Source organism: Muricoccus radiodurans (genome assembly GCF_050154705.1).
Taxonomy (GTDB): Bacteria; Pseudomonadota; Alphaproteobacteria; order Acetobacterales; family Acetobacteraceae; genus Roseomonas; species Roseomonas radiodurans.
Genome location: NZ_CP189561.1, coordinates 2,006,462 through 2,028,357, shown reverse-complemented (window position 1 = coordinate 2,028,357; position 21,896 = coordinate 2,006,462). Strand labels below are relative to the sequence as shown.

Genomic DNA, 21,896 nt, shown 5'->3' with positions numbered 1-21,896 from the left:
GGGCAGCTCAGGGCGTCGGCGAGATCTCCCGCTTAAGGCAGCGGAGGGCGAAGGCGGTGCGGGTGTGGCGTACCCCCGGCAGGCGGTAGATGCGGTGGCGCAGAAGGTCCTCGTATCCCGCCGTACCGGAGACGGCGGCCTTGATGATGTAGTCGTATTCCCCGGTGACGAGGTGGCATTCGAGGATCTCGGGGATATCGTTCACGGCCTTCTCGAACTGCCGCAGCGCGGCCTCGTCGTGCTTCTCCATCATGACCTCCAGGAAGACCGTGTCGGGTAGGCCGAGGGCCGCTTGGTCCAGAAGGGCGGCATAGCCCTTGATGACGCCGGCCGCTTCCAGCCGCCGGACCCGGGTCCAGCAGGGGGACGGGGATAGACCGACCTCCTCCGCCAGATCGGCGTTCGAGAGTCGGCCCCGGCGGGAGAGGGCGCGGAGGATTCGGCGGTCGGTGGCATCCATCACGGAAGCTTCTTCCGTCTCTTCGGCAGTGCACAACAAAAAACGGAAGGGATGCGCGGTGCGGCGAGGGCATTCTGTGCCCAGATAGGCGACAGAGGATTCGCCGCGGAGGATCGTGCCATGGCTACCCTGCAGCGCCCGCCCGTCCTGCGAGAGGCGGTGAGGCTGGAGGATCGCTGGGAGGTAACAGGGGAGCCGGTGCTGCTGACCGGTGTCCAGGCACTGGTGCGCCTGCCCCTGGCGCAGCGGGCCCTCGACGCTGCGGCGGGGCAGGATACGGCGGGCTTCATCACGGGATACCGGGGATCGCCGCTCGGCACCTATGACAAGGAGCTGCAGAAGCAGGCGCGGCGGCTGGCCGAGGCCGGGGTGGTGTTCCAGCCCGGGCTGAACGAGGACTTGGCCGCCACCGCCGTGTGGGGCACGCAGCAGGTCAACCTGTTCGGGGATGGGAAGAAGGCGGGCGTCTTCTCCATCTGGTACGGCAAGGGGCCGGGGGTTGACCGCAGCGGCGACGCGCTGCGTCACGCGAACATGGCGGGCACGGCCCCGCTGGGCGGGGTGCTGGCGCTGGCCGGGGATGATCCGTCGGCGAAGTCCTCCACGGTCGCGAACGCGTCCGACCACGCCTTCATGGACCTGGAGATCCCCTTCCTCGATCCGGCGGGGGTGCCGGAGATCCTGGAGTTCGGGCTCAAGGGAATCGCCCTGTCGCGCTTCGCCGGGACCTGGGCGGGGATGAAGTGCGTCGCCGACACGATGGACGCCAGCGCCTCCTTCCGCGTGGACCCCGGCGCCTGGGCGCCGGTTATCCCCGACGACACCTTCGACGCCGGGGACGGGCGGCATATCCGGCTGGGCGACAACGCGCTGGCGCAGGAACGGCGGCTGCGGCTGGCGCGGCTTCCGGCGGCAGTTGCCTTCGCGCGGGCGAACGGGCTGGACCGGGTGGTGCTGGACGCGCCGCGCGCCCGCTTCGGCATCGCGGCGCGCGGCAAGGCCTATGCGACGCTGCGACAGGCGATGCTGGACCTCGGCATCACCGAGGACGTGGCGCGCGGACTGGGGCTGCGGATCTGGAAGGTGGGGCTCGCCTGGCCGCTGGACGCGGTGGCCGCGCGGGCCTTCGCGCTCGGGCTGGAAGAGGTGCTGGTGGTCGAGGACCGCCGCGCCTTCCTCGAGACGCAGCTGCGGGATGCGCTCTACGGCCAGTCCGGTGCGCCGCGGATCACCGGCAAGCGGGGCGCGGATGGTGCGCCGCTGCTGTCGGAGTTGACGGAGCTGGACACGGCCGCCGTGGCGCGGGCGCTGGATGCGTGCCTGCCGCGGGAGGGGCGACCGGATGCGTTTGCCGCCCGCATCGCCGAGTTGGACGCGCTGGCGCAGGGCGCGCGCACGCCGGTCACGCTGCGGGAGCCCTGGTTCTGCCCGGGCTGCCCGCACTCCACCTCCACGAAGGTGCCGGCGGGGTCGCGCGCCATGGCGGGGATCGGGTGCCATTACATGGCGACCTGGATGGACCGGTCCTCGGACGTCTTCACCCAGATGGGCGGGGAGGGGACGCCCTGGCTGGGGCAGATGCACTTCGTCGGCGCGCCGCACGTCTTCGCCAATCTCGGTGACGGAACCTACGCGCATTCCGGCAGCCTCGCGATCCGGGCGGCGGTCGCGGCCAAGGCGAACATCACCTTCAAGGTGCTGGTGAACGGCGCCGTGGCGATGACCGGCGGCCAGACGCCGGAGGCGGAGACGACCGTCCCGCGGGTGGCGGCACAGGTGGCGGCGGAGGGCGTCGCGGCGATCCATGTCGTGTCCGACGATCCGGAGCGTCACCAGGGCGACCCGCTGATGCCGTCGGGCGTGGCCTTCCATCACCGGGACCGGCTGGACGCGGTGCAGAAGCGCCTGCGCGAGACGCCCGGGGTGACGGTGCTGATCTACGACCAGGAATGCGCGACCGAGCGCCGCCGCCACCGCAAGCGCGGCACCGCGCCGGCCGCGACGCGACGCGTGGTGATCAACCCCCGCGTCTGCGAGGATTGCGGCGACTGCGCGGTGCAGTCCAACTGCCTGGCCGTGCAGCCGGTGGAGACGCCCTTCGGCCGCAAGCGCGCGGTCGATCAGAGCGCGTGCAACCAGGACTTCTCCTGCGTGAAGGGCTTCTGCCCGTCCTTCGTCTCGCTCGAGGGCGCGGAGGTCGCTGCGCATCCGGAGGCGGAGGCGGTACCGGGCGACCTGACCGAACCCGTTCTGCCCGCCCTTCGCGACGAGGCGTGGAACATCGTGGTCGCCGGCGTGGGCGGGCAGGGGGTGACGGCGCTCTCGGCGGTGCTGGCAATGGCGGCGCATCTTGATGGGCGGCCGGTGCGGACGATGGATCAGCTCGGCCTTGCCCAGAAGGGCGGCGGGGTGCAGGCGCAGCTCCGCATCGGGGCGCCGGGCGCGGCGCCGGAGACGCTGGCCGGGCCGCGCATCGGGGCGGGGCAGGCGGATCTGCTCGTCGCGGCGGACATGGTGGGGGCGCAGGGGCGGGTGGTGCGGCCACTGCTCTCGGCCGGGCGGACGGCGACGGTCGTGAACGCGGATCTGGCGCCGACCGCCGGCTTCCTGCGCGGGGCGGCGCGGCCGGATGCCGGCGCCATGCTGGACAGCCTGCGGGTCGTGTCGCGCGACCTTTTCGCGCTGCCGGCCGCGCATCGGGTGGAGGAGGCGCTAGGGGATGCGATCTTCCTGAACGTCTTCCTGCTCGGCGCGGCCTTCCAGCGCGGCCTCGTGCCTCTGACGGCCGGGGCGATCCTGCGGGCGATCGAGATGAACGGCGCGGAGGTGGAGCGGAACGTCCAGGCCTTCGGGCTCGGCCGGGCCGCGGCGCTGGCGGAGCCGGCCGCGCCGCGCGCACCGGAGACGCTCGACGCGCTGGTGGCGCGGCGGGTGGCGGACCTGACCGCGTATCAGAGCGCCCGCTATGCACGGGGCTACGCGGACGTCATCGCGAAGGTCCGTGCGGCGGAGGCCGCGATGCTGCCGGGTGAGGAGCGGGTGTCGCGCGCTGTTGCCGTGCAGCTCCATCGCCTGATGGCCTACAAGGACGAGTACGAGGTGGCGCGGCTGCACGCCGATCCGGCGTGGCAGGAATCCCTGCGCCGGCACTTCACCGGCACGAAGCGGCCGGTGCTGCACCTCGCGCCGCCGATCTTCAGCAAGCGCGATCCCGACACCGGCCTGCCCCTGAAGGGGGATTACGGTCCGTGGATGCTCCGCGCGATGGGGCTGCTGCGGCACGGAAAGGTGGTGCGGGGCACGATGCTCGACCCCTTCGGCCGCACGGAGGAGCGCCGGACCGAGCGGGCGCTGATCGGCGAATTCCGCACCGGGCTGGAGGCGATGCTCGTGCGGCTGACGCCGGAGAACCACGCGACGGTCGCGGAGTGGGTGGAGGCCTGGGGCGGCATCCGCGGCTTCGGCCATGTGAAGGCGCGGAACCTGGAGACGGCGCGCGCGCGGCTGGCGGAGATCGCGGCGCGGCTGGACGCGCCGGTGCGGGCGCTGGCGGCCTGATCCTACTGGCCGCGCGGGGCCGCCGTGCCGAAGGTCAGCACGCCCTGCGTGCCGACCGCCGGGTCGTCATTGCCGGTGAAGAGCATCGCGAAGTCCGGCCGCCCCGCCACCCCCGTGGACAGGCGGTAGGTGATCTGCCGGGAAGGACGGGCGTTCGGCGTGGGGATGGTGCCGTCATAGGCGCGGGTGACGCTCAGGCCGGGGCGGGCGATGCTCTCGGCGAGGCGGGTGAAGAGGCTTTCGGCCCCGGCCACGTCCATCCGTTCCAGCCGCATGGAGCAGCCGAGGGGGCGCTCGGGCAGCAGCAGCACCATCGTGCCGATGGCGGAGCCGCGCGCGGCGAAGACCCGGCCGCGCGCGCCGTGCAGCACGCGCGTCGCCTCGGCGGCGGGCAGCGCGACGAGGCCGGCGGTGGCCGCCGCCGCGGCGGTGTCGCCGCCGAGCATGAGACGGGCGCAGATTTGCATGAAGCTGCCCAGCGCGCCCGCCGTCTCCCGCGTCAACTCGGGGGACGCCGCGCGGGCCGGAGCGGCCAGCAGAGCGATCGCGAGGGCCAGAAGCTGGACGCGGGCGGCCGCGCGCGGCCCTATGGGGAAACGGAGGAAACGGATCATGCCCCTCGATAACGCCTTCGAGCTGCCGGAGGACACAAGGGCCCTGCGCGACGTGGCCCTCGACTTCGCCCGGGACGTGCTGGCGCCCAAGGCCCTGGAGTGGGACGCGGCCCGGCACTTCCCGGTGGAGGAGATGCGGCAGGCCGCGTCGCTCGGCATGGCGGCGCTCTATGTCCGGGAGGAGTCCGGGGGCGCGGGGCTGACGCGGCTCGATGCGGCGGTGGTGTTCGAGGCGCTGGCGACGGGCTGCCCGGTCGTCTCGGCCTTCCTGTCCATCCACAACATGGTCGCCTGGATGATCGACCGCTGGGGGAGCGAGGAGCAGCGATCCCGCTACCTGCCGAAGCTCGTGACGATGGAGGAGATCGCCTCCTACTGCCTGACGGAACCCGGATCGGGGAGCGACGCGGCGGCGCTGCGCACGCGCGCCCGGCGGGACAATGAGGGCTATGTGCTGGACGGGTCGAAGCAGTTCATCTCCGGCGCCGGCACCTCGGACCTCTACCTGACGATGGTGCGGACGGGCGGGGAGGGGGCTGACGGCATCTCCGCGCTGCTGATCCCGAAGGAGACGGAGGGGCTCTCCTTCGGCGCGAACGAGAGGAAGATGGGCTGGAACGCCCAGCCCACGCGGACGATGGACTTCCAGTCCGCCAAGGTCCCGGCCGCGGCGCTGCTGGGCGGGGAGGGGCAGGGCTTCCGCCTGGCCATGGCCGGGCTGGACGGGGGGCGGCTGAACATCGCCGCCTGCTCCATCGGCGGGGCGCAGCGGGCGCTCGACATCGCGCTGGGCTATGTGCGGGAGCGCCGGGCGTTCGGGAAGTCCGTGGCGGATTTCCAGGCGACGCAGTTCCGCCTGGCCGACATGGCGACGGAGCTGGAGGCGGCGCGGGCCCTGCTCTGGCGGGCCTGCGGGAAGCTGGACGCGCGCGCGCCGGATGCCGGCTCCTTCTGCGCCATGGCCAAGCGCTTCGCGACCGATACCGGCCACCGCGTCGCGGACGAGGCGCTGCAGCTCCTCGGCGGCTACGGCTATCTGCACGATTACGGGGTGGAGAAGCTTGTCCGGGACCTGCGCGTTCACCGCATCCTGGAGGGGACGAACGAGATCATGCGCGTGATCGTGGCCCGACAGCTGCTGGGTCGCCGCTGACGCCCGGGATGGCGTCTTCCATCAGCCACACGTGACTTTCGCGTAACGTCCAAATCGGTTTGACTCATATCGCCGGCTGACCGCATGTTCCGGCAGGCGAAGCGGGGGAGACACGGCTGGTGCGGCTGCACGGGTATTATCGCTCGACCGCGTCCTGGCGCGTCCGCATCGCTTTCTGCCTCAAGGGCCTGAAGGCCGAGCCCGTTTTCCATCACCTGCGCCGCGGCGAGCAGCGCGCGGCGCCCTATCTCTCCCTCAACCCGCAGGGCTTCGTCCCCACGCTGGAGGAGAATGGCACGGCGCTCATCCAGTCGCTCGCGATTATCGAGTGGCTGGAGGAGACGCATCCCAGGCCGCCGCTCCTGCCGAAGGACCCGCTGGCGCGGGCCCGCATCCGCGGCTTCGCTCTGGCGATCGCCTGCGACATCCATCCCGTGCAGAACCTGAAGGTCCTGGCCCGGCTGCGCTCCCTCGGCCTCGAGGAGAAGGCAGTGCAGGGCTGGGCGCGCGACGTCATCACCGAGGGGCTGGAGGCCTGCGAGGCGCTGATCCGCGACCAGGCGGGACCGTTCCTCTTCGGGACGCAGCCGACGATCGCCGATCTCTGCCTCGTGCCGCAGATGTACAATGCCCGCCGCTTCGGGGTGGAGCTCCGCTTCCCGAGACTGCTCGCCGCGGAGGCCGCCTGCATGACGCTGCCCGCCTTCTCCGAGACCGTGCCGGAGCAGCAGCCGGATGCGGAGTAGCGCCTTTCTCCTCGTCCTGGGCCTCGCCGCGGCGTCGGCCCCGGCGCAGGCGCAGCTCCGCACGGTGGTCGTGCCGGCGGAGGCCGGGGTGGTGGTGCCGCCGCGCGGCGCCGTGCCGCGGCTGACGTCCCGCCCGGCCGGTGTCGCGCCCTGGGCCCCGGCCCCGAGCGGCCTTTCGCTTCCCCTGGCCGGTGCCGGGGCGGGCGCTGTCGCGGTGCCGCTGGCCGCGCTGGCCCTGCCGGCCATCGCCGGCGCCCTGCTGGGCGGCGGTGGGGGCGGCGGGTCGGTCGGCGCAGGCGGTGGGGGCGTGTCCAGCCCGTCCCGCACGCGCTGAGGTCAGCCGCCGGGCCTGGATTCCGGGGCGGCGCGGCGGCACAAGCCTTTCCTGTCTGATCTGGAGGGACGGCCATGGGTAGCCGGGACGGCGCGATCGCGCGGGCGCAGGGGGAATTCGATGGCGGCGGCTTCCGCGACCGGCTGGCGGCGCTCGTCGCCATTCCCTCCACCTCGCAGGATCCTGGGCATGAGGCGGATCTCCGCCGCTACCTCACGGACGCGATCGGGCCCTGGCTGGACCGCATGGGCTTTTCCCGCACCATCCACGAGAACCCGGAGCCGGGCGCGCCGCCCCTGCTGACGGCGGAGCGGATCGAGGACCGGTCGAAGCCGACCGTCCTGCTCTACGGGCATGGCGATACGGTGCGGGGGTTGGAGGACCAGTGGGCGCCGGGCCTGGACCCCTGGGTGATGACGGAGCGCGACGGGCGCTGGTACGGCCGCGGCACCGCCGACAACAAGGGGCAGCACGCCATCAATCTGGCGGCGCTGGAGGCGGTGCTGGCGGAGCGCGAGGGCAAGCTCGGCGCGAACGTGAAGTTCGTGCTGGAGATGTCGGAGGAGCGTGGCTCGCGGGGGCTGCGCAGCTTCGTCGGGGCAAACCGGGAGAGGCTGGCGGCGGATGCGCTCATCGCCTCGGACGGGCCGCGGGTCGATCCGAGCCTGCCGACCATCGCCACGGGCACGCGCGGCAGCTTCCATTTCGACCTTGTGGCGAAGCTGCGGGAGGGCGGGGTGCATTCCGGCCACTGGGGCGGGCTGACCACCGATCCCGCGGTGCTGCTGTGCCACGCCATCGCCTCCATCATCGATTCGAAGGGCCGCATCGCCGTGCGCGACTGGCTGCCGGGTGAGACGGTGCCGAACTCCGTCCGCGCCGTGCTCGCCGGCTGCCCGGTCGGCGGTGGGGAGGGCGCAGCCACGGTGGACGAGGACTGGGGCGAGCCCGGCCTCACCTCGGCCGAGAAGATTTATGGCTGGGCGTCCTTCATCGTGCTCGCGATGATCAGCGGCAGGCCGGAGAGCCCGGTGAACGCGGTGGCGCCGGATGCCCGCGCGACTTGCCAGATCCGCACGACCGTGGACTGCGATCCCGCGCGCTTCGAGCCGGCGCTTCGGAAGCATCTGGACGCGCACGGATTGCAGAAGGTGACGATCGAGAACGCCGGGATGCGGATGCCGGCGTCGCGCACCGATCCGGACGCCCCTTGGGTGCGCTGGGCACAGGCAAGCATGGAGAAGTCACTCGGCGGGCGGGTGCAGGTGATCCCGAATGCATCCGGCGGGCTGCCGGGCGATGTCTTCGTGGACCATCTCGGTGTGCCGCTGGTCTGGGTGCCGCACTCCTACAATGGCTGCAAGCAGCACGGGCCGGACGAGCACGTTCTGCCGGCCATGGTGCGGGAGGGGCTGACCGCCTTTGCCGGGCTGTGGTGGGACCTGGGAGAGCCGGGCACGCCGCCGCGGGCCTGAGCGGGCGTCACGCTTCCTCACGCGGGCCGCATCGGTCCGTTACAGGCGCTTCCTAGATTCGGCTCGTCTCAAGGAGGACGAGCCGACATGACCCGCACCCGGAAATTCACCATCGCCGCCGTGGCCGTCGCTGCCCTCGGCGGCACGGCCGCGATCGCCGTGCCTGCCATCGCGCAGGAGCGCGGCGCCCGCATGGGCGAGCGGATCTTCGCCGAGGCGGACGCCAACCGCGACGGCCGCATCACGGGCGACGAGGGCTGGGCCGCGCTGTCCGCCCGCTTCGCGCGCGCGGACGCCAACAACGACGGCGGCGTGACGCAGGAGGAGTTTCGCAACTATATGGCCGGCGAGATCGCGGCGCAGCGCGGCCGCCCCGCCTCACCCGAGCGGCTGGAGCGGATGACCGCGCGCGGCGGCGCCTTCTTCCGCGCCATGGACGCCGACCGGGATGGGAAGGTCAGTCTGGCCGAGCTCCGTCCTTTCGCCGAGGCGATGTTCCGCGCCCGTGACGCGAATGGCGACGGCGCCCTGACGCGGGAAGAGGTTGCTCCGCGCCGTGGTCACCGCGATCGCGGCCGGACCGAGCCGACGGCCGCACCGGCGCCGGCCACCCCCGCGCGCTGAGCCTGGACGGGAGCGGCAACCCGCCGCTCTCGTTCGCGTTGCTCTCGGAAAATCGCGAAACATTCGCAAACCGCGGGCGAACCCTGGGCAGGAGCCGCCGTTACCCGGCGGCACGTCCTGAGGAGGCCGCCCCGTGTTCCTGCGCGTCGACAAGCTACAAACCGAGATTCCCGCGCCGAAGAAGGCCGACCCCAACGCCGCTGCGGCGCTGCAGGAGCTCCTGGGCGGCAAGTATGGTGAGATGTCCACGCTCGGGAACTACATGTTCCAGAGCTTCAATTTCCGGTCCAAGTCGAAGCTACGTCCCTTCTACTCCCTCGTCGCCGCCATCACGGCGGAGGAGCTGGGGCATGTGGAGTTGGTCAGCAACGGCGTTGCCATGCTCAACAACGGCCCGGACAAGGAGGGTGCGGACGAAGGGGATGGCGGCGACATCTCCGGCGCGCCCTTCGAGGCGATGAAGGACATTCGTTCCTTCGCCTCCTTCGCGTCGGGCGCTGGCGGTGCGCTGCCGGTGAACTCCAACTCCATGTCCTGGAATGTGGACATGGTGACCACGACGGGCAACGTGGTCATGGACCTGCTGCACAACTTCCACCTGGAATGCGGCGCCCGCCTGCACAAGCTGCGAGTCTACGAGACGCTGACGGACCCGACGGGCCGCGAGGTCTGCGGTTACCTGCTCGTGCGCGGCTCGGTGCACGCCCACGCCTACGCGCTGGCGCTGAAGAACATCACGGGCGTCGACATCGAGAAGATGCTGCCGGTGCCGAACATCCCGCTGGGCAACATCCCGGAATGCCAGAAGTACCTCGCGGAGGGCTCGCACCGCCGCCTCTATCGCTTCAGCCCGAACGACTACAAGGAGATGTCGGGCATCTGGGGCAATGGCGAGATGGCGCTTCCGGGCGACCCGCCGGGCGAGCTGGAGGTGGTGGACGGGATGCCGGAGGGCGGGAAGATCCACGACCTGACCGGCATCCCCTCGGCCTTCGCGCCGAATTACGCGCCGGAGGAAATGTTCGAGATCGCGACGAAGCTCTACAAGGCGTCGCGCTAGTCACGGCGGGGCAGGGGCCCTTCGTCCAGGACGGGGGAGACGAAGGTCTCCCCCGTTCTGATTCAGACGCCGCCGAGCAGGCAGTACTTGATCTCCAGGTAGTCCTCGATCCCGTACTTGCTGCCTTCACGGCCCAGGCCGCTCTCCTTCACGCCGCCGAAGGGTGCGACCTCGGTGGAGATGATGCCCTCGTTGATGCCGACGATGCCGCTCTCCAGCCCCTCTGCCACGCGGAAGATGCGGCCGACGTCGCGGGCGTAGAAATAGGCGGCCAGGCCGAACTCCGTGTCGTTCGCCATGCGGATGCCCTCCGCCTCGTCCTTGAAGCGGATCAGCGGGGCCATGGGGCCGAATGTCTCCTCCTTCAGCACCTTTGCCGAGAGGGGCACGTCGGTCAGGATAGTCGGCACGAAGAAGTTGCCGCCGAGAGGGTGGCGCTTGCCGCCCGTCAGGACCTTGGCGCCGAGGCCGGTGGCGTCGGCGATATGCTCCTCCACCTTCGCCACGGCGTCGGCGTTGATCAGCGGGCCCTGGGTGACGCCGGCCTCCATGCCGTTACCGACCTTCAGCCCCTCGACGGCCGCCTTCAGCTTCGCGGCGAAGGCGTCATAGACGCCCTCCTGCACGAAGATGCGGTTCGCGCAGACGCAGGTCTGGCCGGTGTTGCGGAACTTGCTCGCCATGGCGCCGACCACCGCCGCGTCCAGGTCGGCGTCGTCGAAGACGAGGAAGGCGGCGTTGCCGCCGAGCTCCATGCTCGTCTTCTTGATCGTGCCGGCGCAGAGCTCCAACAGCTTCCGGCCGACCTCCGTGGAGCCGGTGAAGGAGAGCTTCCGCACGTCGGGGTTGGTGCAGAGCTCCTCGCCCTGCTCGGAGGCGGGGCCGGTGATGACGTTGCACACGCCGGCCGGCATCCCCGCGCGCTCCGCCAGCACGGCGATGGCGAGGGCGGAGAAGGGCGTCTGAGAGGCCGGGCGGATCACCCCCGTGCAGCCCGCGGCCCATCCGGGCCCGGCCTTGCGGGTGATCATGGCGGCGGGGAAGTTCCAGGGCGTGATGGCCGCGAAGACGCCGATCGGCTCCTTCATCACCAGGACGCGGGCGCCCTGCTTGAAGGTCGGGATCATGTCCCCGTAGACGCGCTTCCCCTCCTCCGCGAACCACTCGATGAAGGAGGCGGCATAGGCGATCTCGCCCTTGCTCTCCGCCAGCGGCTTGCCCTGCTCCGCCGTCATGATCGCGGCCAGGTCGTCCACGTTCTCGTGCATGAGGGTGAAGAGGCGCCGCAGGATGGCGGAGCGCTCCTTCGCCAGCATCGCGCGCCAGGCGGGCTGGGCGGCCTTCGCGGCCGCGATCGCGGCCCGCGTCTCCTCACGCGACAGGGCCGGGACCGTGCCGATCACCTCCCCCGTCGCGGGGTTCTTCACGGAGATCGTCTTGCCCGAGGCGGCGGTGACCCATTGGTCCCCGACCCGGTTGGCCTGACGGAACAGGCCGTTGTCCTTCAGGACGAGCTTGGAGACGGTGTCGAGCATGGGGGACCTTTCCTCGGCGGCTTTCGGCGGGGGGACCGGGCCAGATGATGGGGCGGCGGCCCGGGCCTGTCACCCGCCCCGGCCCGGGCGCGATCAGCGGGCAGGCCCAAGGCTGGGCATCACCCGCACTCCGAATGCACCAAGTAGTTGAGAATGCTTCCCGATTTCCAACCGGTTGTGAAGGGCGCCCCGTTCGCCCCGCGGCAGGGCCGGCCGTTACCCCGTCATACAGGAGAGCGCGCCATGACCATGTCCCATTCCCCCGACGTTGCCTGCACCCGCTGCCGCTTCTTCGACGACCACGGCGTGAAGTCCGCCGGCCGCGAGGGCCTGTGCCGCTACAACCCGCCGGTGTCCCAGCCGAGCCCGGAGGCACACGGCCTGTGGCCGGTGGTCTCGCGCGAGGATTGGTGCGGGCATTTCACGCCCGACACCGCGGTGGCCGCGCTGGGCGACTGATCCGGCCGCACACGCCCGGGCCCTGGCCCGGGCGTGTATCCTCCGCCGGCATCACTCCACCGTCACGGCCTTCGCGAGGTTGCGCGGCTGGTCCACGTCGGTCCCCTTCAGCACGGCCACGTGGTAGGCCAGCATCTGCACGGGAATCGCGTGCAGGATCGGGGCGACGAAGGGATCGACCGTCGGCAGCGTCACCACCCGGTGCGCGAAGCGCCGCAGCGCCGGCGCCCCGACCTCGTCCGTGAAGGCGATGATCTTCCCGCCGCGCGCCGCCGCTTCCTGCAGGTTCGACGCCGTCTTCTCGAAGAGCGGCCCGGAAGGGCAGAGCGCGATCACCGGCACGGACGCGTCGATGAGCGCGATCGGGCCGTGCTTCATCTCGCCGGCGGCATAGCCCTCGGCGTGGATGTAGGACAGCTCCTTCAGCTTCAGCGCCCCTTCCATCGCGATGGGGAACATGCTCCCGCGGCCGAGGTAGAGCACGTCCCGCGCGTCCTTTACCTCCGCGGCGACGGCCTCGATCTCGGCGCCATCCTCCAGCAGGCGCGCGGCGTGCTCCGGCACCTCCAGCAGCGCCGCCGTCAGCCGCGCCTCCTCCGCCGCATCCATCGCGCCCCGGGCGCGGGCAAAGTTCAGCGCGAGGCAGGCAAGGACGGACAGCTGGGCCGTGAAGGCCTTGGTGGAGGCCACGGAGATCTCCGGCCCCGCGACTGTCATCAGCGTCGCATCGCTCTCCCGGCTCATCGTGCTCTCGGGCACGTTGACCACGGAGACGAGCGCCTGGCCGCCATGGCGCAGCAGCTTCATCGCGGCGAGGTTGTCCGCCGTCTCGCCGGATTGGGAGACGAACATCGCCGCCCCACCCTCGGCGAGCGGCGGGTCGCGGTAGCGCAGCTCGCTGGCGACGTCGCAGTCCACCGGGAGGCGGGCCAGCGTCTCGAACCAGTAGCGGGCGGTCTGGCAGACCAGGAAGGCCGAGCCGCAGCCGGACAGCCAGAGCCGCGGCAGGGTCGCGGGATCGAAGGGCAGGTTCGGGCGGGACACCGCGCGCGTGGAGGGCTCGATGTACTGGCGGAGCGTGTCGCCGATCACCGCGGGGTGCTCGTGCAGCTCCTTCTCCATGAAGTGGCGGTAGTTGCCCTTGCCGAGCGCGGCGCCGGAGAGGGCGGTGATCTTGATCGCCCGCTCCACCGGCCGGTCCTGGGGGTCGAACACCTGGGCGTCGGCCTCGCCCACCACGGCCCAGTCGCCCTCCGCGAGATAGGCGATGCGGCGGGTCAGCGGCGCGAGGGCGAGCGCGTCGGAGCCGATGAACATCTCTCCCTCGCCATAGCCGATGGCGAGCGGCGCACCCTGCCGGGCGGCGAGCAGCTTCTTGCCGTGGCCAGCGAAGACCGCAGCCAGCGCGAAGGCCCCGTGCACCCGCTTCAGCGCGCCGGAGAAGGCCGCCTCTGGTGAGTCGCCGCGCGCGAGATGATGGTCCACCAGCCGGGCGAAGGTCTCGGTGTCCGTCTCCGTCTCGAACTCCGCCCCCTCGGCCTCCAGCTCGGCGCGCAGCTCCGCGTGGTTCTCGATGATGCCGTTATGGACCACGGAGACGCGGGACGTGCCGTGGGGATGGGCGTTCCGGGTGGTCGGCGCGCCGTGGGTGGCCCACCGCGTGTGGCCGATGCCGGTGGTGCCGGGCAGTGGGTCGTGGTCGAGCACGGTGGCGAGGTTTCCGAGCTTTCCCTCCGCCCGGCGCCGCTCCACATGGCCGTTCACCAGGGTGGCGATGCCCGCGCTGTCATAGCCGCGGTATTCCAGGCGCCGCAGCGCCTCCAGCAACCGGGGTGCGGCGTCCTGCCGCCCGACGACGCCGACGATCCCGCACATCAGCGCTTCTCCCTCCTGCGGGAAGCCCGGAAGGCCGCGGCGCGGCCCTCTTTGACCTCCTGACGCGCCCTTCCGAAAACCATGGCATCCGCCGGCACGTCTGACGAGACGGTACTTCCGGCGGCGACGAAGGCGCCCTCTCCCATCGAGAGCGGCGCGACGAGCGTGGCGTTGGATCCGACGAAGCTTCCCGCGCCGATGGTGGTCCGGTGCTTGGCGAAGCCGTCATAGTTGCAGGTGATGGTGCCCGCCCCGATGTTGCTGCCCGCGCCCACCTCGGCATCGCCGAGGTAGGTCAGGTGGTTCGCCTTGGCGCCCGCGCCGAGCGCCACGGCCTTCAGCTCCACGAAGTTGCCGACATGCGCGCCGGGGCCGACCACCGTGCCGGGCCGCAGCCGGGCAAAGGGGCCGATGACCGCCCCGGCCTTCACCGTGCAGCCTTCCAGGTGGGAGAAGGCGCGGATCTCGACGCTGTCCTCCACCGTCACGCCCGTCGCGAAGACCACGTCGGGGCCGATCGTCACGTCCTGGCCGGTCCGCGTATCGTGGGAGAAGGTGACGCTCTCCGGCCGGGTCAGGGTGGCGCCGCCGGCCATGGCCGCTTCCCGCAGCGCGGCCTGCACCACGGCCTCGGCCGCGGCGAGTTCGATCCGGGAGTTGATGCCGCGGCACTCGGCCTCCGGCGCCTCCGCCGCCACGGCGCGGCCGCCCTCGGCGCGGCAGGCGGCGACGGCCTCGGTGAGGTAGAACTCGCCGGTCGTGGGGCTCGCCGGAACGGCGCGCAACCAGGAGAACAGGCGTCGCGCCTCGGCGCAGATGACGCCCACGTTGCAGAGGCCGACCGCGCGCTCCGCCTCGGTCGCGTCCTTCCACTCCACCACGCGGGAGATCCCGCCATCCGGGTGCGGCAGCACGCGGCCGTAGCGGCCGGGATCGGCGGGGCGCATCGCCAGCAGGGCGAGGTCGGCCGTCTCCCGGGCGGCCAGGAGGCGGCGCAGCGTCTCCGTCCCGATCAGCGGGTTGTCGGCGTAGAGGACGGCCACGTTCCCCGCGAAGCCCTCCAGCAGCGGCGCGGCCTGGAGCGCGGCGTGGCCGGTGCCCAGGCGCTCCGCCTGCACCACCGTCGCGTGCGGGGCGGCGGCCTTCTCCAGCGCCGGCATGTCCGGCCCGACCACCACCACGATCCGGTCGAAGACTGGCGCGCAGGCGGCGATCAGGTGCTGCAGCATCGGCCGGCCGGCGATGGGGTGCAGCGCCTTGGGCAGGGCGGATCGCATCCGGGTGCCCAGCCCGGCGGCGAGGAGGATGGCGGCGTTCGGCATGGGTCCGATAAGCCCCACCCCTCTGCCGCCCGCAAGCCCGGCCGCGCGGACGCCGCGTCAACTCGCATTGCTGTTTGTAATTCGGTGAACCGCCCCTTTCCGTCGCGCCCGGGGCTGATACAGGTCCTTCATGACCCGCGTCGCTCTCCTCGACCTCGACGGCACCCTGCTGGACACGGCGCCCGACCTTCACGCCGCGCTGGACCGGCTGATGGCCGCCCATGGCCGTCCGCCGTTCACCCGGGCTGATGTGGTGGGGATGATCGGGGACGGCGTGGCGGTGCTCGTCCAGCGCGCCTGCGCGGCGCGGGACCTGCCTTTCTCCGCGGAGTTGGTGGCCGAATACCTGGCCGACTACGAGGTGAACGCCGCCGTCGAGACCCGGCTCTTCCCCGGCATCCCGGAGGCCCTGGCCGCGCTGGCCGGGGCCGGCTGGCGCCTGGCCGTCTGCACCAACAAGCCGGAGAAGGCGGCACGGCTGGTGCTGGCCGATCTCGGCCTGCTGCCGCTGCTGGCGGCGGTGGGGGGCGGGGACAGCTTCCCCGTCCGCAAGCCGCATCCGGGCCATCCGCTGGCGATCCTGTCGGGGCTGGAGGCGGAGGCCGGGCGCGCGGTCCTCGTCGGCGACCACAGCAACGACGTCCGCTCGGCGCGCGCCGCCGGCATCGCGCCGCTCTTCGCCACCTGGGGCTACGGCCCGCCCGCCATGGCCGAGGGAGCGCCGGTCGTGGCCACCCCCGCGGACCTTCCCGCGGCGCTGGAGGCGCTTCTTCCCGCCTAGCCGCCGCGCCTCAGCGCTGGGCGGCGGCGGGCCGGACCGGGGACTGCACCTCGGCCAACCGGACGGTCAGGGTGCCGAACCAGCGGCTCGGGCTCTCGATCCGCACCGGCACGACCGGTCCGCCGGGACGCGCGGCGCCCATCCAGGCATGGCCGGTCTGCGGACGTCGGGCCTCCTCGCCGTTGTCGTTCCGGCGGAAGCCGCTGACCAGCCTGCCGTCGAAGCGGCAGCGCAGGGCCTGGCCCGACCACTCGCCGCGCCCGCCGGAGATCGCCTCCTGCCCCTCCGTCCGGGCGGCCATCTCGGTCAGGCGGCGGCCGTCAAAAATGCGCGCGGTGGAATCGCAGCGCCCGGTCCGCTGCACCTGGCGGACGAGCTGCGCGACGGCCGAGAGCGTGTCCACCGTGCCGCGCCGGAGCGCTTCCGGCACTTCCTCCCGCTCCGCATCGTTCGGGGGGACCATGGCGCGGATCGCCGGCTGCCCGCCGGGCCACTCGACCAGGGTGCGCCGCGGCTCGCCCCGCCACACGCCCTCGGCGTCGTAGCGGATGGGCCGGGCGGCGTCCCCCGACCAGGTGCCGGTGACGCGCGTGACCTGCTGCCCGCTGCCGAAGGCCACCGCCATCCCGCGCAGCCGGGAGCGGAACTCGACGCCGTAGCCCGCGTCGGTCAGGTCCATCGCGACCTGCACCTCCATGACGGTCATGCCCATGGCCTGGACGGTGTAGAGAAGCGTGACGGGCTCCGCCGCGGCCCGCGAGGCCGGCATCCCGAGCGGGGAGATCGCGATCAGCGCGAGCCCGGCCAGCCATCCCTTGCGCAAGCCCATCCCGCACCCTCCGGCGCCGGACGTCCGGCGTCATCGCGTGAAGATGGGTTGCGTGCCGCGAAGTGCCAGACGCGCGCGGCCCGCGTTCGCGCTGGAATCCGCATGCCCGGCCGTGGCGCCGGGCGCTTCCGCGCCGCGGTATCCTGCCATTGTCGGGGCCACCGCGGGCGCTACGCTGGCGCGAACCGGGCGGGGGCGGATTCCGATGAGGGCGGCGTGCCAGTGCGGACAGCTCGTGGTCACCCTGCCGGCGCTGATCCCGGCGGTGGTCGCCTGCCACTGCCGGTTCTGCCAGCGACGAAGCGGCTCGCCCTTCGGCGTGCTCGCCTATTATCCGGCCGATGCGGTGCACTTCTTCGGGGAATCGACGCGCTTCGCCCGGCCGACCGCGACGGGCAGCGTCTTCGAGTCCTTCTTCTGCCCGGTCTGCGGATCGACGGTCTATGCGAGGACGGCGAGGCACCCGGCCATGATCGGCGTGGCGGTGGGTGCGATCGCCGATCCGGACTTCCCGGCGCCGGTCCGTTCGGTGTGGGAAGAGTCGATGCATCACTGGGTCGCGATCCCCGGCGAGGTGCAGCACTTCCCACAGGGACGGTCGGGATAGGCGCTGCCGGTTGTGGACGGGGCCGATCCAGGCGGTTGCTACGAGATTGGTGTCCGGGTCGCGCGAGGTTGCGCAGCCGCGCGGGGAGAGCCTGCCGGCTGGACGGGATGCGGGTGGACGCCGAGCCGGTGCAGGAACCGCCGCGACCTCTCCTTGACAGGGCCGGTGGCCCGGGGATATCCCGCCCCCCTCTTCGGGCGCGTAGCTCAGCGGGAGAGCATTCGCTTCACACGCGAAGGGTCACAGGTTCAATCCCTGTCGCGCCCACCACCCGATCCCTTTCATCCGATTCGTGCCGTACCGCCATGAAGGCGCCGCTTGCCGCGCCGCTGCGGGTCGTGTGGGGGAACCGCGACGGCATCCGCACGGCCGCGTGACCCGCGCGCGACGCACGCGACCATCGCGGGCGACACCGTGAGCGTCGGCCCCCTGTTACCGGCCTGTAAGGGCCAGTATCCTGGCCTTCCCCCGAGCCAGAGCGAGGCGCCGCCCGTGACCACCCGCCCCAACCGCCTCGTCGCGGCCCTGACCGCCACGTCACTTCTTGTCGCAGCCTGCGCCGACATGACCCGGGAAGGCCGAATCGGCAGCGACGACGGCGACAGCTGCCGCCAGCAACTCGTCGCCCTCGACAGCACCGGCAATTTCTTCGCCGAGGACATCCTGCGCGGGGCGGCCGTCGGCGCGCTCACGGGAGGTGCCATCGGCGCGATCACGAGCGGCAACTGGCGCGGCGCGCTGATCGGTGCGGGCACCGGTGCCGCGGTCGGCGCCGCCGCCGGCTACTTCAACGCGCGCCAGCAGCAGTACCGCGACCAGGCCGGGCTGAACGCGGCCATCGCGAACGACCTGGCGAACGAGAATGCCGGCCTGGACCGCACCCAGATCGCCTTCAACCAGCTGATGGACTGCCGCTTCCTCCAGGCGCAGCAGGTGCGGGAGGCCGTGCGCAGCGGCCGGATGCCGCGCGAGGCCGGGCAGGCCCAGATGGCCGACCTGCGCGCCCGCACCTACCGCGACATCGCCCTTGCCCAGCGGATCAGCGGCCAGATCCAGACCCGCGGCGCGCAGTTCGACACCGCGATCGACAACGTGGCGCCCGGCGTGAAGGACCGCGCGATCGCCAGCCGAGGCACCGGCGCCACGGTCTCCGCCCGCGCGCCGAACGTGGTCGTGCTGCGCCTGCGGCCGGAGCCCGGCGCGCCGGAGGTGGGCCGCGTCGCCGCGCGGGAGAGCGTGACGCTGCGGCCCGCCCAGCGCGGCTACGCTCAGGTGCAGGTGAACGGCCAGCCGGCCGGCTACGCCGAGACGCGCTCCTTCGCCGGCGCGGGCGGCCGCGGCGGCGCCGGACCGGTCCGCCTCGCCTCCGTGCCGGAGCCCGGCGCGGCCTCGGGCGGCGATGTCCGCCAACTCGCCGCGAGCAACATCGCGCGGCGGGAGGGCTTCAACGAATCGGTGGCCACCGCGCAGGCCGCCGCCGCCGGCGGCGGCTTCGAGCTGGCGGGCTGATCCGGGCCGCCGTGCACCGCCTTCTCCGGCGTCTTCTCCTCCTGCTGCCCCTGGCCGTACTGGCCGGGGGACAGGCGCCCCCGCCGACGGGCCAAGGGGCCAACGGCCCCTCCGCCACGCCCGTGCTGCGGGTGGAGGCGGGCGGCCACACGGCCCCGGTGAACCGGCTGGCGATCGACGCCAGCGGACGGCTGCTCGCCACCGTGGCCGACGACAAGACGCTGCGTCTCTGGAGCCTGCCGGACGGCGGCGCCCGTTCCGTGCTGCGGCCACCCATCGGCCCGGGGCAGGAGGGCGAGCTCTACGCCGTGGCCCTGACGCCGGACGGCAGCCGGGTCTTCGCGGCGGGCTTCACCGGCCGCGGCTGGGACCCCGGCTTCTGCATCTACGTGCTCGACGCCGACAGCGGCCAGATCATCGCCCGCCTGCCGAATCTCCCGGCGCCGGTGCTGCACCTCGCCGTCTCGCCCGATGGCACGCGGCTGGCGGCTGGCCTTGCCGGGCGCGCGGGCCTGCGGGTCTGGGACGCGCGGTCCGGCGCGCCGGTCTTCGAGGACACGGGCTTCGCCGGCGCCGCACGCATGCTCGCCTTCGCGTCCGACAACCGTCTCGCGGCCTCCGGCTCGGACGGGCGCGTGCGGATCTACGATCCCTCCGGGCGGAAGGTTGCGGATCGCGCGCCGATCCAGGGAGGGCGGCCCTACGGCCTCGCCTTCTCGCCCGACGGCACGCTGCTGGCCGTCGGCTACGAGGACCGGCTGCGGGTGGACCTGCTCGCCGCCACGGACCTGCGCACCGTCTACACCCCCGATGTCACCGGCCTGCAGGGCGAGGGCCTTCCCGCCGTGACCTGGGCCCGGGACGGGGAGGGCGACAGCCAGCTCCACGCGGCCGGCTATGCCCGGATCGGGGGGCAGGGACCGAACCGCACCTTCGTGATCCGGCGCTGGGCCGATTTCGGCCTCGGCCCGCCGGCCGACGTGCCGGCCGCGCGTGACGCCATCGGCCAGCTGCTCTCCCTGCCGAGCGGGGGCCTCGTCTTCGCGGCCTCCGACCCGGGCTGGGGGCGGATGGGACCGGACGGGCGGCTGGTGCGCGGGCCGCGCCCGGCGACAGCGGATTTCCGGAATACCGGCAGCGGCCTCGCCGTCTCCGCGGACGGGATGCAGGTCCGCTTCCAGTTCGCCTCGAACGGCCCGGCCCTCGTCTTCGACGGCGCCGCGGGGCGGCTCGAGGAGTCCCCGGCCGCGGAGGGCTTCCTGCCCGCGCGCACGACCAGCCCGCGCGTCCCGCTCGCGGACTGGCGCAACACGAACCGCCCGCGCCTCGGCCAGGCCGCGCTGCGCCTGAACGAGGGCGAGATCGCCCGCAGCGCCGCGATCCTGCCGCGCGAGGACGGGTTCGTCCTCGGCACCGACACGCAGCTCCGTCTTTTCGACGCCGCCGGGCGGCAGGTGGCCTCGGAGACCCTGCCCGGCACCGCCTGGGGTCTCGCGGTTTCCACGAACGGCCTCATCGCCGCGGCACTCGGGGACGGCACGATCCGCTGGTACGGCATCAACTCCCACGCCCAGCTGGAGGAGCGCGCCGCCCTCTTCGTCCACGCCGATGCGCGGCGATGGGCGCTCTGGACGCCGGAGGGGCTGTTCGACCACGCGCCCGGCGGCGGCCAGGAACTGGTCGGCGTCCACCTGAACCGCGGCCGCGCCCAGTCCGCGGAGTGGGCCACCTTCCAGCAGGCCTACCGGGCCCTCTACGCGCCCGCGGAAGTGCGGGCGGCGCTGGCCGGCAATCCCAGCGGCGCCGCCGCCCGCATGGCGGAGCTGGGCGACGTCCGGTCCCGAATCGCCCGCCTGCCCGTCCTGCGCGCCGGGACGGCCTGCGCCGTGCTGCTGGACGGCAGCTGCCGCGAGGTGGCGATGGCCCCCGCCGTCACCGTCCCACCGGAGGCCGTGGCGCTTCGCCTGACCCTGACGGCGGAGGACCGCGGCCTCGGCCTCGGGCCGCTCGACATTCTGGTGAACGACCGGATCGCCGCGCGCGGCGCGGGCACGCGCGGGGTGGCGGTGCCCTACGACATTCCCCTCGACCCCGGCAGCAGCAGCGTCGCGACCCGGCTCTATGCCGAGGACCGCGCGCTCTTCGCCGAGGGGCCGACCATCACGGTCCGGCGCGACGGGGAGCGGGAGCCGCCCGCCACCGCCGGGCGCCTGATCGTGCTCGCGATCGGCGTGGACCAGTACGCCAGCGCGCAGCTCAACCTCCGCTTCGCCGTGGCCGACGCGCGCAGCGTGGCGGAGACGCTGCGCACGCGCGCGAGCGGCCTGTTCCGCGAGGTCCAGACGATCCTGCTGACCGACCAGCAGGCCAGCCGCGCCGGGATCATGCGGGCGCTGGCGACCGTCGCGGAGCGTGCGCGTCCCGAGGACACCTTCGTCCTCTACATGGCCGGCCACGGGCTGCGGACGGAGCCTGACCGGCGCTTCATCTTCCTGCCGGCCGATGTCCGCGACACCTCGAACTGGCAGGCGCTGCGCGCCGCCGCGATCGAGGACGAGGCGCTCGTCTCGGCGCTCGCGCGCATCCGCGCGCGGGACGGGTTCCTGTTCATGGACACCTGCCATTCCGGGCAGCTCACCGTGGACAGCCTGGCGGCGCTGGGGAACGAGACGGGCCGGTACCTCTTGACTGCCTCCACCTCGGTGCAGGAGGCGCTGGACAGCTACAACGACCGCAACGGCGTCTTCGCCTTCGCCGTGCTGGAGGGCCTGGGCGGCCGTGCGGCGGTGAACGCCGAGGGGCAGGTCTCGGCCTTGTCGCTCGGCGAGTTCGTCAGCCGGCGCGTGCCGGCCCTGGCGGCGGAGAAGCGGCATCGGCAGGACGCGGTGTTCCGCTCCGCCGGACGGGATCTGCGCGGGTTTCCGCTCGCGGCGATCCAGCGGTAGGCCGGCTGCG

18 protein-coding genes and 1 tRNA gene are annotated in these 21,896 nt (G+C 72.7%); 13 read left to right on the top strand and 6 right to left on the bottom strand.

The window, feature by feature from the left end:
* Positions 1-7: 7 nt before the first annotated feature.
* Positions 8-460: an Lrp/AsnC family transcriptional regulator gene (locus tag ACP6CK_RS10045; RefSeq protein ID WP_426958751.1), complete on the bottom strand. Its 453-nt coding sequence runs from the start codon at positions 458-460 to the stop codon at positions 8-10.
* 120 nt (positions 461-580) lie between these two features.
* Between ACP6CK_RS10045 and ACP6CK_RS10040 the strand changes: the two genes are divergently transcribed.
* A complete protein-coding gene (locus tag ACP6CK_RS10040) occupies positions 581-4,018 on the top strand; it encodes an indolepyruvate ferredoxin oxidoreductase family protein (protein ID WP_426958750.1) in 3,438 nt (1,145 codons plus the stop codon).
* Between the two features lie 2 nt (positions 4,019-4,020).
* Here the strand turns inward: ACP6CK_RS10040 and ACP6CK_RS10035 are convergent, their stop codons facing one another.
* Positions 4,021-4,632: an NMCC_0638 family (lipo)protein gene (locus ACP6CK_RS10035; protein ID WP_426958749.1), complete on the bottom strand. Its 612-nt coding sequence runs from the start codon at positions 4,630-4,632 to the stop codon at positions 4,021-4,023.
* On the opposite strand from ACP6CK_RS10035, the gene ACP6CK_RS10030 reads away from it, so the two are divergent.
* The 6 genes from ACP6CK_RS10030 to ACP6CK_RS10005 all read left to right on the top strand — a co-directional run bounded on the left by ACP6CK_RS10030 (position 4,631) and on the right by ACP6CK_RS10005 (position 10,024).
* Positions 4,631-5,785 carry an acyl-CoA dehydrogenase family protein gene (locus tag ACP6CK_RS10030; protein WP_426958748.1) on the top strand — a complete coding sequence of 385 codons (1,155 nt, stop codon included), beginning with the start codon at positions 4,631-4,633 and terminating at the stop codon, positions 5,783-5,785. The genes ACP6CK_RS10035 and ACP6CK_RS10030 overlap by 2 nt on opposite strands.
* Before the next feature lie 119 nt (positions 5,786-5,904).
* A complete protein-coding gene (gene maiA / locus ACP6CK_RS10025) occupies positions 5,905-6,531 on the top strand; it encodes a maleylacetoacetate isomerase (RefSeq protein ID WP_426958747.1) in 627 nt (208 codons plus the stop codon).
* Complete coding sequence (locus tag ACP6CK_RS10020) at positions 6,521-6,865, top strand: hypothetical protein (protein WP_426958746.1); 345 nt, start codon at positions 6,521-6,523, stop codon at positions 6,863-6,865. Before maiA ends, ACP6CK_RS10020 begins: the two co-directional genes overlap by 11 nt.
* A gap of 74 nt (positions 6,866-6,939) precedes the next feature.
* Positions 6,940-8,340: a M20/M25/M40 family metallo-hydrolase gene (locus ACP6CK_RS10015; RefSeq protein WP_426958745.1), complete on the top strand. Its 1,401-nt coding sequence runs from the start codon at positions 6,940-6,942 to the stop codon at positions 8,338-8,340.
* Positions 8,341-8,427: 87 nt separating this feature from the next.
* Positions 8,428-8,964, top strand: a complete 537-nt coding sequence (locus ACP6CK_RS10010; RefSeq protein ID WP_426958744.1) for an EF-hand domain-containing protein — start codon at positions 8,428-8,430, stop codon at positions 8,962-8,964.
* A 133-nt stretch (positions 8,965-9,097) separates the two neighbouring features.
* Positions 9,098-10,024 (top strand): manganese catalase family protein, encoded by a 927-nt coding sequence (locus tag ACP6CK_RS10005; RefSeq protein ID WP_426958743.1) that lies wholly within the window; start codon positions 9,098-9,100, stop codon positions 10,022-10,024.
* Between the two features lie 62 nt (positions 10,025-10,086).
* On the opposite strand, the gene ACP6CK_RS10000 is transcribed toward ACP6CK_RS10005, so the two are convergent.
* A complete protein-coding gene (locus tag ACP6CK_RS10000; protein WP_426958742.1) occupies positions 10,087-11,559 on the bottom strand; it encodes an NAD-dependent succinate-semialdehyde dehydrogenase in 1,473 nt (490 codons plus the stop codon).
* Between the two features lie 243 nt (positions 11,560-11,802).
* On the opposite strand from ACP6CK_RS10000, the gene ACP6CK_RS09995 reads away from it, so the two are divergent.
* The gene (locus ACP6CK_RS09995; protein ID WP_426958741.1) at positions 11,803-12,018 is read left to right on the top strand and encodes a hypothetical protein; all 216 of its coding nucleotides are present in this window, start codon (positions 11,803-11,805) and stop codon (positions 12,016-12,018) included.
* A 51-nt stretch (positions 12,019-12,069) separates the two neighbouring features.
* Here the strand turns inward: ACP6CK_RS09995 and glmS are convergent, their stop codons facing one another.
* Both glmS and glmU read right to left on the bottom strand, forming a co-directional pair.
* Complete coding sequence (gene glmS, locus ACP6CK_RS09990) at positions 12,070-13,893, bottom strand: glutamine--fructose-6-phosphate transaminase (isomerizing) (RefSeq protein ID WP_426958740.1); 1,824 nt, start codon at positions 13,891-13,893, stop codon at positions 12,070-12,072.
* Entirely contained in the window at positions 13,893-15,215 is a 1,323-nt protein-coding gene (glmU, locus tag ACP6CK_RS09985; protein WP_426958739.1) for a bifunctional UDP-N-acetylglucosamine diphosphorylase/glucosamine-1-phosphate N-acetyltransferase GlmU, read from the bottom strand. Before glmU ends, glmS begins: the two co-directional genes overlap by 1 nt.
* Positions 15,216-15,345: 130 nt before the next feature.
* On the opposite strand from glmU, the gene ACP6CK_RS09980 reads away from it, so the two are divergent.
* The gene (locus tag ACP6CK_RS09980; protein WP_426958738.1) at positions 15,346-15,996 is read left to right on the top strand and encodes an HAD hydrolase-like protein; all 651 of its coding nucleotides are present in this window, start codon (positions 15,346-15,348) and stop codon (positions 15,994-15,996) included.
* Between the two features lie 10 nt (positions 15,997-16,006).
* On the opposite strand, the gene ACP6CK_RS09975 is transcribed toward ACP6CK_RS09980, so the two are convergent.
* Positions 16,007-16,825 carry a DUF3108 domain-containing protein gene (locus tag ACP6CK_RS09975; RefSeq protein WP_426958737.1) on the bottom strand — a complete coding sequence of 273 codons (819 nt, stop codon included), beginning with the start codon at positions 16,823-16,825 and terminating at the stop codon, positions 16,007-16,009.
* A gap of 235 nt (positions 16,826-17,060) precedes the next feature.
* Here ACP6CK_RS09975 and ACP6CK_RS09970 point away from each other — a divergent pair, with 235 nt between their 5' ends.
* The 4 genes from ACP6CK_RS09970 (at position 17,061) to ACP6CK_RS09955 (ending at position 21,886) form a co-directional block, all read left to right on the top strand.
* Positions 17,061-17,432, top strand: a complete 372-nt coding sequence (locus ACP6CK_RS09970) for a GFA family protein (protein ID WP_426958736.1) — start codon at positions 17,061-17,063, stop codon at positions 17,430-17,432.
* A gap of 195 nt (positions 17,433-17,627) precedes the next feature.
* Positions 17,628-17,702 (top strand) — tRNA-Val (locus ACP6CK_RS09965).
* Positions 17,703-17,924: 222 nt separating this feature from the next.
* Entirely contained in the window at positions 17,925-18,941 is a 1,017-nt protein-coding gene (locus ACP6CK_RS09960) for a YMGG-like glycine zipper-containing protein (RefSeq protein ID WP_426958735.1), read from the top strand.
* A gap of 11 nt (positions 18,942-18,952) precedes the next feature.
* On the top strand, positions 18,953-21,886 hold the full coding sequence (locus tag ACP6CK_RS09955) for a caspase family protein (RefSeq protein WP_426958734.1): 2,934 nt from the start codon (positions 18,953-18,955) through the stop codon (positions 21,884-21,886).
* Positions 21,887-21,896 lie beyond the last annotated feature (10 nt).